The organism is Tistrella sp., assembly GCF_002684955.1.
Lineage (GTDB): Bacteria > Pseudomonadota > Alphaproteobacteria > Tistrellales > Tistrellaceae > Tistrella > Tistrella mobilis.
Map to the genome: position 1 here is coordinate 40,836 of NZ_NYWI01000078.1, position 11,042 is coordinate 51,877.

The following is an 11,042-nucleotide window of genomic DNA, read 5'->3' on the forward strand; positions in this document are numbered from 1 at the left end:
GGCAGACGCAGCTCGACATGGCTGCCGCGTCGCGGCCGCATGGCAGGAGGCAACCGGGAAAACGGTCAGAACGGCAGGCCGACATAATTCTCGGCAAGCGTGGTCAGGGCGGCTTCCGACGACAGCAGATATTCAAGCTCCGCCCGCCGCAACCCGGCATCGAAGGTCGATGCCGCCGGCCCGAAATCATGCAGCATCGCGGTCATCCACCACGAAAAGCGCTGCGCCTTCCACACCCGCGCCAGGGCCCGGGCCGAATAGGCGCCAAGCGCCGCCTCGCCACCACCGCCATACCAGTCGACCAGGGCGCGGGTCAGATAGTGTACGTCCCCCGCCGCCAGGTTCAGCCCCTTGGCACCGGTCGGCGGCACGATATGGGCGGCATCACCGGCCAGGAACAGCCGGCCGTGGCGCAGCGGTTCGGCCACGAAGCTGCGCATCGGCGTGACGCCCTTTTCCAGCACCCGCCCCTCGGTCAGCCGCGCGCCGTCCGCGTCCCCCAGCCTGGCGCGCAGCTCCGCCCAGATTCGCGCATCCGGCCAGGCGGCGGGATCGGTATCGGGCGCGCATTGCACGTAATGCCGCACGATGCTGGGGGAGCGCATGCTGTAGAGCGCGAAGCCGCGGGCATGGCGGGCATAGATCAGCTCGTCCATCACTGGCGGCGCCTCGGCCAGGATGCCCAGCCAGGCAAAGGGATAGATCCGTTCATGCGTGGTGATCGCCCCCTCGGGCAGGCATTGGCGCGTGACGCCGTGAAAGCCGTCGCAGCCGGCGATGACGTCGCAGTCCAGCCGCCGGCTCCGGCCGTCGACATCGCGCCAGGTGACGAAAGGCGCAGATCCATCGAAGCCTTGCGGCATCACTTCGTCCGCTTCGAAATGCAGGGCGCCGGGAACGTCCAGCCGGGCGCGGATCAGGTCTTTCACCACCTCGGTCTGGCCATAGACCGTCACATGGCGCCCGCCGGCGCGGCCGGCCAGATCCACATGCACCCGCCGGCCATCCAGCGAGATATGGATGCCGCCATGCACCAGCCCCTCGCGATGCAGCCGGTCTGCCACGCCTGCCTCGTCCAGCAGATCCACCGTGCCCTGTTCCAGCACGCCGGCGCGGATCCGGCCTTCACAATAGGCCCGACTGCGCCGTTCCAGGATGACCGAGGCGATGCCATGCTTGTGAAGCAGCTGACCGAGCAGCAGCCCCGCGGGCCCTGCGCCGATGATCGCGACCTGGGTGCGTTCACGCATCCTCCCTCTCCCCCGAAAGCTTCCCGCCCGAAGACCTGCCGTCCGAGGGCCTGCCGTCCCGCAGCGCCGCTTCGGCGATCACCCGGTCGATGAAACGGTCGGCCGATCCGCGATCGCCGCCATCGCTTGCCCGCGCCTGCATCGCCGGCGCATCGATCTCCAGATCGTCCAGCAGCCCGTCTGCATGGTTCAGCGCCGCCGCGGTCGCCACCGCCATGGCGGGCCAGCTCTGCCATTCCGCCGTCCAGGCGGCGCCGTCGCGCTCCTCGGCATGGATCAGCGCGCCATGCAGTGCGCCGAGGCGCCCCGCGACCTCGCGCGCTGCCGCAACCAGCAGCTCCGCCCGCACCGGATTGCGCTTGTGCGGCATGGCCGAAGATCCGCCGGCGCCGCCGATCCGTACCTCTGCGATCTCGCTCCGTGCCATGATCAGCAGATCGGCGCCGATCTTGCCCAGCGCCCCCGCCACCAGCGACAGCCAGCTCCCCAGTTCGGCCAGGCCGTCGCGCTGGGCATGGCCCGGCATCGGCGGCAGGGTCAGGCCCAGCCGGGCGGCGAAGGCCGCCTCCAGCCGCGCCGCCGCGCCGGGGTCGATGCCCGACAGGCTGCCCACCGGCCCGCCCAGGGTCGCGACCAGCAGCCGCGGCTTCATGTCGTCCAGGCGCCGGCGATGGCGGATCAGCGGTGCCGCCCAGCCGGCCACCCTCAGGCCCAGCGGCACCGGCAGGGCAATCTGCCCCCGCGTCCGCCCGGCCATCATCGTCGCCCGATGCGCATCCGCAAGCGCGGTCAGCCGTGCCACCAGCCCGGCCAGCCGCCGGTCGATCACCGCCAGAACCTGCCCGGCCTGGCGCATCATGGCGCTGTCCAGCACATCCTGGCTGGTGGCGCCCAGATGCACGAAGCCGGCCGCCTCGCCCGTCACCGCCCGTCTCAGCCTCTGCACCAGTGCCGGGACCGGCACGCCGTCCCGCGCCGTGGCCGCCGCCAACATCTCCGGGTCGATGTCGAGCCCGCGGGCAGTGGTGGCGATCGCAGCAGCAGCCGCCGCCGGCACCAGCCCGGCCGCCTCCCCCGCCTCGGCCAGCACCGCCTCCACCTCCAGCATCGCGCCGATCAATGCGCGGTCCGCCAGCAGCTCCGCCACCTCGCCATCCGACCACAGCCCGCCGAACAGCACCGAGCCCGTGAACAGCACCGTTTCGCGTTCATGCTCAGACATCGAAGAACACCGTCTCGCCATCGCCCTGCATGCGGATGTCGAAGCCGTAGGCAGGCAGCCCCGGCACCACCAGCCGCCGCGCCACCAGTGTTTCCCGCCGCGCCTCCGGCACCAGGGCCAGCACCGGATCGGCCGCCAGCGCCGCGATGTCCTCGGGGAAATAGATCCGGGTGAAGGCGTGGCTCAGCAGCCCGCGCATGAACAGGATCACCGAAAGATGCGGTGCGCCGCCCTCGCCCGCAGCCACGCCCGGCCGCACGGTCTCGAACCGGAAGCGCCGCTCGGGGTCGATGCCGGTGCCGCAGCGGCCGAACCCCCGGAAGCCGGGCGTCGCCGGCCCCGCCACCCGGCCGGCGGCATCGCATTGCCAGATCTCGACCAGGGCATCCTCGATGGCCGCCCCGGCGCCATCCAGCACCCGGCCGGTGATCACGATCCGCTCGCCCGGGCAGGTCTCGTCGGCGATCACCGCATCGGCGATCTGGCCGCCTTTGTAGCCGTATTGCCGCGCGGTCAGCCCATAGGCGAAGAACGGCCCCACGGTCTGCGACGGCGTCTGGATCAGGCTGTTGCGCATCGCCTCAATCCTCCATCGGCGTGGCCATCGCGCCGCGCAGCACGATGTCGAACACATAGCCCAGGGCGAATTCCGGCTGCGTGACGCCGATATCGAACCGCGCCACCAGCCGGTCCCGCGCCCCGGCATCGGCGGTCGCCTGGAAGATCGGGTCCAGCGCCAGCAGCGGGTCGCCCGGGAAATACATCTGGGTCACCAGCCGGCTGGCGAAGCTCCGCCCGAACAGCGACAGGTGGATGTGGTTGGGCCTCCAGGCATTCGGATGGTTGCGCCAGGGATAGGCGCCGGGTTTGACGGTGATGAAGCTGTAGCGGCCGTCCTGATCGGTCACCACCCGCCCCGCCCCGGTGAAATTGGGATCGAGCGGCGCATCATGGGCATCCGCGACATGGACATAGCGCCCGGCGGCATTGGCCTGCCAGATCTCGATCAGCGTGCCCGGCACCGGCCGGCCGGCATCGTCCAGCACGCGGCCGGTCACCACGATCCGCTCGCCCAAAGGTTCGCCATTCACCCGGCCATTGCGGGTCAGGTCGTGGTCGAGCGGCCCGACCGCATCCTGGCCGAAGACCGGGGCCGTCGCCTCCATGATGCCGTGCGGGATCGGGATCAGCGGTTTCGACGGCGCCCGCAGCAGGGTCGATTTATAGTCGGGCGCCAGATAGGGCGGCTGGGCCGACCAGTCGCGGGGGGAAATTTCTCCGGTCACCTGTCCTGCCCTCCCTCTCCATCGGCGGAAGACCCCGCCGTCATCTCGGCCAGCACCCGCTTGGCGATGGCAAAGGCGGTATTGGCCGCCGGCACCCCGGCATAGACCGCCACATGCAGCAGCGCCTCCTGCACATCCGCAGCGCTGGCGCCGGTATTGGCCGTGGCGCGGACATGCATCGCCATTTCGTCGTGATGGCCCAGCGCCGCCAGCAGGGTGATGGTCAGCATCGACCGTTCGCGTGGGGTCAGATGCGGCCGGCTCCACACCTCGCCCCAGGCGCCGCGGGTGATGAACTCCTGAAACGGCGCATCGAAGGTCGACATGTTGCGGTGGGCCCGGTCGACATGGGCATCGCCCAGCACCCGGCGGCGCACCGCATCGCCCCTGATGTCACGCGGATCTGACATGGCCGGTCTCCTTCATGGGGCGCCAGATCGGCACAGGCTCGTGTAGGATGATGCATGGCGGCGTGAAGGGAGAGGCGGGTAGATGATCGACCGGCGCATCAAGTTCCGGCATCTGACATGCTTCCTGGAAGTGGCGCGGCTGCGCAGCGTGGTGGCCGCAGCCGACAGCCTGGCGATCACCCAGCCGGCGGTGTCGAAAACGCTGCGCGAGCTGGAAGAGGTGCTGGACGCGCGGCTGTTCGATCGCGGCCGCCGCGGCCTGACCCTCACCCCCTTCGGCCGCCTGTTCCTGAACCATGCCGGCACGGCGGTGACGGCCCTGAGCGACGGCGTCGACGCCATCGCCCGCGCCCGGAGCGGCAGCGGAACTGAGCTGCTGCGCATCGGCGCCCTGCCGACCGTCGCAGCCCAGGTGATGCCGGCGGCGGTGCGCCGCTTCGACACCGGCGGTGCGCGGGCCACCGTGCGGGTGGTCGACGGACCCAACACCCTGCTGCTGGCCCAGCTCAGGATCGGCGAACTCGATCTGGTGGTCGGGCGCCTGGCCGAGCCGGAAGCCATGACCGGGCTCAGCTTCGAGCATCTCTATTCCGAACGCGTCACCTTCGCCGTTCGCCCCGGCCATCCCCTGCTCGACCGTCCGGTCCCCGACCCGCGGGCGGTGGCCGGTTATCCGATGATCGTGCCGCCGCCCGGCTCGATCATCCGGCCGGTGGTGGACCGGTTCCTGATCGCCGCCGGCATCCGACGGATCGACACGGCGATCGAAACCGTCTCGGGCACCTTCGGCCGCAGCTATGTCCGCCAGTCGGATGCGGTCTGGATCATTTCTCGCGGCGTGGTCGCCCGCGACATCGCCGAGGGCCAGCTGCGCGAACTGCGCCTGGATACCGGCGACACCAGCGGACCGGTCGGGCTCACCACCCGGGCCGACCAGCCGCCGACACCGGTGCTGCGCCTGCTGATCGATGCGATCCGCGATGTCGCGGCGGATCTGAGAGCGGCGGATGCGGAAGAAGAGCTGGTTCATCTGCTCAATACCCCAGCAATCGCGGCAGGGTCAGCGTGATCGCCGGCACCGCCACCAGCAGCGCCACCCGCAGGATCTCGGCCGCGAAGAACGGCATCACGCCGCGGAAGGTCTCGCGCATCGGCACGTCGTGGGCGAGGCCGTTGATGATGAAGACATTCAGCCCGACCGGCGGCGTGATCAGCCCCAGCTCCACCACCACCAGGGCGATGATGCCGAACCAGACCTTCTGATCCTCGGGCGTCAGGCCGAAATCGAGCCCCGCCACCACCGGCCAGAGGAAGGGGATGGCGAGCAGGATCATGCTCAGCGAATCCATCAGACAGCCGAGCAGGATCAGCAGCACCAGGATCGCGACCAGGATCAGATAGGGATCGAGCGTGCTTTCACGAACCAGCGCCGCCCCGGCCTGCGGCAGGCCCGACCGGGCGAGGAAGATCTGCAGCAGGGCCGCGCCGAACAGGATCAGATAGATCATGGCGGTGGAGAGCGCCGTCTCCAGCATCGCCGCCTTCAGCCCGGCCGGGCCCAGCCCGCCGCGGCCGGCCAGGCGGAGGCCGATCCCGTAGAGCCCGACCAGCAGCGCGCCCACCGCGGCCGCGGGTGTCGGATTGAACAGGCCCATATAGATGCCGCCGATCACCACCCCGAAGACCAGCACCACCGGGGCCAGGCGCAGCGTCAGGCGCAGTTTCTCGGGCCAGGGCACGGGCGTCGCCGCGGGGCCCAGTTCCGGCTTCAGCAGCACCTGGATGCGGATCACCGCCAGAAAGAAGACCACCGCGATCAGCCCGGGCACCAGGGCGGCCCCGAACATGGTGACGATGTTGCTTTCCACCGTGACCGCATAGATCACCAGCACCACCGAGGGCGGGATCAGGATGCCGAGCGTACCACCGGCCGCCAGCGTGCCGGTGGCGAGCGCCGGGGCATAGCCCAGCCGGCGAAGTTCCGGCAGCGCCACCTGCCCCATGGTCGATGCGGTGGCGAGCGACGAGCCGCAGACCGCGCCGAAGCCGGCGCAGGCACCGATCGCCGCCATGGCGACACCGCCGCGCAGCCGGCCGATCCAGGCGTTTACCCCCGCAAACAGATCGCCCGAGAGGCCGGACCGGCCGGCGAACTGGCCCATCAGGATGAAGAACGGCACCACGCTCAGGTCGTAGAGCGAGAACTGGTCGAAGGCGAGGGTCTGCAGCTGGCGAAGCAGGATGGTCTCTCCCGACAGCACCACCGTACCGCCGGCCCCGACCAGCGCCATGGCCAGCGCGATCGGCACCCTGAGGGCGATCATCACGAACATGATGACCATACCGGCAATGCCGGTCTCGATCGGCCCCATGACGTCAATGTCCTCCCGCGCCACCAGGCATGGCGGCCTCATCGTCGATGCCCGCCGCCGGCCGCCCGCCGGCGGCCATCCAGCCCGCCACCGCGGCCCAGAGGGCGAGCGACACCAGGATCGGCGGGAAGGCCCACCAGACCGGGATCTGCAGGATCGGCGTCACTTCCGGATAGTCGGTGGCGTAATAGCCAAGGAAGCCCAGGCTCATCCGCCAGAGCAGCAGCAGGGCGAAGCCGGCCATCAGGACATCCACCACCCGGTCGAGCCCGCGCTGCACTCCGGGTCGCAGCGCCTGAATGAACAGGTCCACCGAGACATGGGCGCGCCTCAGCTGGGCGAAGGGCAGGAAAGCGAAGACGGCGATCGCGCAACCCAGCTGGGTCAGTTCGAAGTCACCGGCGATCGGCCGGCGGATGGCGAGGTCGAGCACGATGCTCGTCCCCGTCACCGCCATCACCGCCACCAGAACCACGCCCCCCGCCAGCGCCCAGAGGCGCGCCACCCGTTCGGGCAGCGGGCGCCCCTCACTCGCCATGCGCCGCCACACGCTCGCGCGCCCGGGCGACCAGGGCCGCACCGTCGATGCCCTTCGTGGCCGCATCCTCGATCCAGCGGGTCTCGACCGGTGCAAGGGCCGTGCGGAAGGCCGCCAGTTCGTCGGGCGTCAGCTTCGCGATATCGATGCCGCGATCGGTATAGGCCTTGCGGCCGACCTCTTCCGCCTCCAGCCAGGCGTGGCCGATCTCCCGCGCGAAATCCGCGCCGGAATTGCGGTCGATCACCGCCTTCAGATCCTCGGGCAGGCCGTCATACTTCGCCTTGTTCATGGCGAAGATGAACACCGCCGTACCGAACCGCTCGCCATTGGCGCCCTCGCCGGGGCCGCGGGTCAGCTGGTCGAGCTTCAGCGACGGCACCACCTCGAACGGCACCATCACCCCGTCGATGACCCGCTTGGAGATCGCCGCCGGCACGTCCGGCACCGGCATGCCGATCGGCGAGCCGCCCAGCGCTTCCACCACCCAGCCGCCGACCCGACCGGGGATGCGGATCTTCCGGCCCTGAACATCGGCGGGGCTGCGCACCGGGGCATCGACCATGTTCAGCGTCTGGCCGGCATGAACATGGACCAGCAGCGGTTTGACGGTCTTGAACTCGTCGGCGAAGTCGCTCGCCAGCATGTCGCGGATCGCCAGATTGGTGGCGACCGGATCGTTCAGATGCACGAAGGGCAGTTCGAAGACTTCAAGCTTCGGGAAGCGGCCGGGGGTGTAGCCGGCCACAGTCCAGACGATGTCGGCAATACCGTCCTCGGCCTGCTGGAACAGCTGGTTGGGCTTGCCGCCCAGCGACATCGACGGATAGATCTCGACCGAGATCCGGCCGCCGGACTCCTCTTCCACCCGCTTTGCCCAGGGCTCGATCAGCCGGGTCTGGGCCGGGGCCATCTGGTTCAGGAAATGGTGAACGGTCAGTTTCACCTGGTCGGCCGCCATCGCCGATGCCGAGACCAGCATCGCCGTGGCCGCCACAGCCAACCGCACGAAGATGCGCATCCGATATCCCCCCTGAACGTCGCATCGTCCGGCCCGGAAGCCGGCTGCCGGATGGTCCCGGCGCGATCATCGGGTCAACGATGGCAGTGCCGGCCCGTGATTCAAAGTGAGGTTTGCGGCCCTCTTGCATAACCATACGGTTATATAGATGCACAGCTCCACGGCACAGTCTGTGACAGCATGCACGGAGAGGTGGAGCATGGGCCTGTACAATCAGTGCCTCCGCATCCACACTTCCGGGGACCATGATGCCATCGCATGAGGGGGAGACACACATGGCGAGCTGGGCGCTGATCCTGGTTCCGGGCTATCACCGAAAGCCCAGGAACACCCTGCGCGAGGTGCTGGTCGCCAACCTCGCGATGTCGGAAACCATGCCGATGACCATGACCGCATCGGATACCGACAAGGCGACCCTGGCGGTGACCCCATCCGATACCACCGGCCTGCCCCAGACGCTCGACGTCTACGAGGCGTCCTGGTCGGACCTGATCCCCACACCGGCCGAAGACCAGCCGATCGGTCGCCTCTTCCGCGGGCTGTCCCTGCTGATCTACTGGCTGGGCTATCCGCGGATGTGGTGTGCGGTCTTCCGCTATTCCTTCTACATTGCGGTCGGTTATCTCGCATCGGCAGCCATGCTGGTGCTCTGGCTGGTTTCGCTGATCACCATCGTCGCCCAGGCGGTCGGGGGCGATATTTCCCCCACCGCGGCCACGGGCAACGGCTCCGGCGCCATGGTGTGGGTGGGGCAGCATGTACAGGCCGCCGCCGCCTGGCTGGTGGCGCAGCTGCCGCAGAGCTGGGCCGCAACCCTCACCATCCTCATTCCCCTGCTGCCGGTGATGGCCGTCGCCGATCTCGCCGCCTTTACCCGCGCCTATCTGCGCGATGCCGCAGCAGATGGTATCACCGGCCTGCGTGCCCGGTTGCGCATGCGCGTGCAGTCCAGCCTCGCCAGGGCGCTCGCCACCGGCGGCTACGACAGGGGGATCATCGTCGGCCATTCCTTCGGCTCACTGATCGTCACCGATCTGATCGCCGGGTGGTATCGCGCGGCGGATCTCGAAAAGATCTCGGTCGTCACCATCGGATCGCCCGGTGCCGTCTTCGCCTTCCGCTCCCGCTGGCTGACGGATGAAATCGCCGCGGCGGTAGAACGCCGCCCGGGCCATGGCTGGAGCGACATCCATGCAGACCGCGACCTGCTCTCGGCCGGTCTGGTGCCGGCCGACAGCCCCGCCATAGAAGCGGGAGATGTCACCCGCTTCGTCGTCGACCTGCCCGGGGGCCTGATGGACCGGATCGACGGCACCATCCACTTCACCTATTTCCGCGACGAACAGGTGCTGCGCACCATCCTCGGCCAGGGGGCCGCACCCGGGGCCCCTGCCCTGCCGCATAGCCTCGGAAAGCCTGCCCTGCCTGCGCCGGCGGTATGAAGACCAGGACGGATGTCGACCTTCGAACGCGGCCTCCAGGCCCCGCAGTCGATCTTAAAACTCTGGTCACAGCCGCCCTGCTCTTACAGCCAGACGGCAACGGCCATCCCTGCGATCAGCGCACCGGTGCCGGCTGCCACTTGAACGTCGCAGGGTCCACCCGGTCGAAGACGACGTCGATGACGTAGTCACAGACCCTGGTCGTATCGAAGAGCTGGAAATATTTCCGCCAACCAGCCTCCGCCCGGCGACGGCGGAGGTCGTCATCGCGGAAATGCTGATCGATCGCAGAGATCAGGGCAGCTTCATCGCTGTAGAAGACGATTTCTTCATCGCTGAAAAATTCCTCGAGGCCCGTCGCACGGTCAACGAAGGTCAGCAAACCGCATCCCATCACCTGGGCAATGCGATCGGATGAATAGAGGTGATCGTCATTGCGGCGACTGAGATTGAGCGCCATAGCCGAAGTTGCCAGAGCATCCTCGAAAGCCGCGCCGAATTTGTGAGGTGCGCCCAGGATGCCGGGGAAATCGGTGCGCAGCCCCGGAATGGCTTCCCTGATCCGCGTCGCAAGCTTGTTGGCGGTGGTCTCTATGCCGACATGGAAGCGCGGCACCGTTCCAGAGCCGGAAGCAAAGAACAGATCGGTCTGCAACGCCACGCGGGGATGCTCGAAGGCGCGAAGGCACTCGATCGACGGATCGACCGGATTCGGCAGATAGGCAACCTTGTGACCTGGCGCGCCCAGCTCATCCAGCCTGGCCCCCGCCGTCGATACGAACGTGCAATCGACCCGGGCAATCTTGCTTTTCAGCCGCGCGACATTGTCCGGTTCGAACAGGGCATCAACGCTCCACTGAACGATCTTGATACCGGGGCGGCTGGCACGAATCTCATCCAGGGTGTCCGGCTGGATGACATCCGCATGACCGAGCAGCAGGAGGTCGGGACGGAAACGCGACACCAGCTCGACGAGCTTCTTGTTCGACGCCCCGACGCCGAACTTGCGGCTGCCGAAAATATTGGACGCCCGCGCAACGTCCCGGTCGCTGAAATTGATCACATTATGTCCGAGCCGGGTCAACCCGTTGCTCATTTTGAAAGAGACGGAGAAAAAGCCGGCACCCTTCGGCTTCAGAGAAAAATTGGCGACATGAACGATGCGGAGCGGGCGCGACGACTTCAAGACAATGACCATGAGCAAGGGGTAATCCAAAACCGCAGGCAGTCGTCGCTTACAGGCAGCGCCGAAGCCTCGGGATGACATTATGCCCCGTCAGTCGAGGATGCCAAAAACTTTTTGCGGGGCCATAGCCCGACCTCCCGGCCAAGGTTGCGCAACATGCGGATCACGACAATAGGCGGCGTCGGAGCGGGAAGACAGAAGGAAGATCGTGGGGGCCCCTGCCCCGTCTGGCGAGGGAGAGAGAAAGAGAGAGTGCGGGGCGCCGAACGCAGCAACGCCGCCCGCGGCGAGATGCCGGGGCGGCGTTTGCTGGAA

At 68.2% G+C, this 11,042-nt stretch carries 11 protein-coding genes; 2 read left to right on the forward strand and 9 right to left on the reverse strand.

Features of this window, described 5'->3' with window-relative positions; genetic code table 11:
- Window positions 1-65: 65 nt before the first annotated feature.
- Genes pobA through pcaC form a run of 5 tightly spaced genes read right to left on the reverse strand, consistent with a single transcriptional unit; the run spans window position 66 to window position 4,168 of the window.
- Window positions 66-1,250 carry a 4-hydroxybenzoate 3-monooxygenase gene (pobA, locus tag CMO28_RS26750; protein WP_296719679.1) on the reverse strand — a complete coding sequence of 395 codons (1,185 nt, stop codon included), beginning with the start codon at window positions 1,248-1,250 and terminating at the stop codon, window positions 66-68.
- On the reverse strand, window positions 1,243-2,472 hold the full coding sequence (locus CMO28_RS26755; protein WP_296719682.1) for a lyase family protein: 1,230 nt from the start codon (window positions 2,470-2,472) through the stop codon (window positions 1,243-1,245). Before CMO28_RS26755 ends, pobA begins: the two co-directional genes overlap by 8 nt.
- On the reverse strand, window positions 2,465-3,049 hold the full coding sequence (gene pcaG, locus CMO28_RS26760; RefSeq protein ID WP_062766782.1) for a protocatechuate 3,4-dioxygenase subunit alpha: 585 nt from the start codon (window positions 3,047-3,049) through the stop codon (window positions 2,465-2,467). The genes CMO28_RS26755 and pcaG overlap by 8 nt, the downstream gene beginning before the upstream one ends.
- Window positions 3,050-3,053: 4 nt before the next feature.
- The gene (gene pcaH / locus CMO28_RS26765; protein WP_296719686.1) at window positions 3,054-3,758 is read right to left on the reverse strand and encodes a protocatechuate 3,4-dioxygenase subunit beta; all 705 of its coding nucleotides are present in this window, start codon (window positions 3,756-3,758) and stop codon (window positions 3,054-3,056) included.
- The gene (pcaC, locus tag CMO28_RS26770) at window positions 3,755-4,168 is read right to left on the reverse strand and encodes a 4-carboxymuconolactone decarboxylase (protein WP_296719689.1); all 414 of its coding nucleotides are present in this window, start codon (window positions 4,166-4,168) and stop codon (window positions 3,755-3,757) included. The genes pcaH and pcaC overlap by 4 nt, the downstream gene beginning before the upstream one ends.
- An 82-nt stretch (window positions 4,169-4,250) precedes the next feature.
- Here pcaC and pcaQ point away from each other — a divergent pair, with 82 nt between their 5' ends.
- Window positions 4,251-5,237 (forward strand): pca operon transcription factor PcaQ, encoded by a 987-nt coding sequence (gene pcaQ, locus CMO28_RS26775; protein WP_296719692.1) that lies wholly within the window; start codon window positions 4,251-4,253, stop codon window positions 5,235-5,237.
- Here pcaQ and CMO28_RS26780 read toward each other — a convergent pair.
- The 3 genes from CMO28_RS26780 to CMO28_RS26790 are packed head-to-tail and all read right to left on the reverse strand — an operon-like array spanning window position 5,203 to window position 8,099.
- The gene (locus CMO28_RS26780; protein WP_296719695.1) at window positions 5,203-6,540 is read right to left on the reverse strand and encodes a TRAP transporter large permease; all 1,338 of its coding nucleotides are present in this window, start codon (window positions 6,538-6,540) and stop codon (window positions 5,203-5,205) included. The genes pcaQ and CMO28_RS26780 overlap by 35 nt on opposite strands.
- A gap of 4 nt (window positions 6,541-6,544) precedes the next feature.
- Window positions 6,545-7,078: a TRAP transporter small permease gene (locus CMO28_RS26785; protein WP_296719699.1), complete on the reverse strand. Its 534-nt coding sequence runs from the start codon at window positions 7,076-7,078 to the stop codon at window positions 6,545-6,547.
- Window positions 7,068-8,099 carry a TRAP transporter substrate-binding protein gene (locus CMO28_RS26790; RefSeq protein WP_296719704.1) on the reverse strand — a complete coding sequence of 344 codons (1,032 nt, stop codon included), beginning with the start codon at window positions 8,097-8,099 and terminating at the stop codon, window positions 7,068-7,070. Before CMO28_RS26790 ends, CMO28_RS26785 begins: the two co-directional genes overlap by 11 nt.
- 275 nt (window positions 8,100-8,374) lie before the next feature.
- On the opposite strand from CMO28_RS26790, the gene CMO28_RS26795 reads away from it, so the two are divergent.
- Complete coding sequence (locus tag CMO28_RS26795) at window positions 8,375-9,541, forward strand: hypothetical protein (protein WP_296719707.1); 1,167 nt, start codon at window positions 8,375-8,377, stop codon at window positions 9,539-9,541.
- Between the two features lie 115 nt (window positions 9,542-9,656).
- Here CMO28_RS26795 and CMO28_RS26800 read toward each other — a convergent pair whose 3' ends face one another.
- A complete protein-coding gene (locus CMO28_RS26800; protein WP_296719709.1) occupies window positions 9,657-10,739 on the reverse strand; it encodes a glycosyltransferase in 1,083 nt (360 codons plus the stop codon).
- Window positions 10,740-11,042: the final 303 nt, after the last annotated feature.

Coding starts and splice junctions, on each gene's coding strand:
- pobA (WP_296719679.1), bottom strand. CDS start 1,250: ATGCGTGAACGCACCCAGGTCGCGATCATCGGCGCAGGGCCCGCGGGG.
- CMO28_RS26755 (WP_296719682.1), bottom strand. CDS start 2,472: ATGTCTGAGCATGAACGCGAAACGGTGCTGTTCACGGGCTCGGTGCTG.
- pcaG (WP_062766782.1), bottom strand. CDS start 3,049: ATGCGCAACAGCCTGATCCAGACGCCGTCGCAGACCGTGGGGCCGTTC.
- pcaC (WP_296719689.1), bottom strand. CDS start 4,168: ATGTCAGATCCGCGTGACATCAGGGGCGATGCGGTGCGCCGCCGGGTG.
- pcaQ (WP_296719692.1), top strand. CDS start 4,251: ATGATCGACCGGCGCATCAAGTTCCGGCATCTGACATGCTTCCTGGAA.
- CMO28_RS26780 (WP_296719695.1), bottom strand. CDS start 6,540: ATGGGGCCGATCGAGACCGGCATTGCCGGTATGGTCATCATGTTCGTG.
- CMO28_RS26785 (WP_296719699.1), bottom strand. CDS start 7,078: ATGGCGAGTGAGGGGCGCCCGCTGCCCGAACGGGTGGCGCGCCTCTGG.
- CMO28_RS26790 (WP_296719704.1), bottom strand. CDS start 8,099: ATGCGCATCTTCGTGCGGTTGGCTGTGGCGGCCACGGCGATGCTGGTC.
- CMO28_RS26795 (WP_296719707.1), top strand. CDS start 8,375: ATGGCGAGCTGGGCGCTGATCCTGGTTCCGGGCTATCACCGAAAGCCC.
- CMO28_RS26800 (WP_296719709.1), bottom strand. CDS start 10,739: ATGGTCATTGTCTTGAAGTCGTCGCGCCCGCTCCGCATCGTTCATGTC.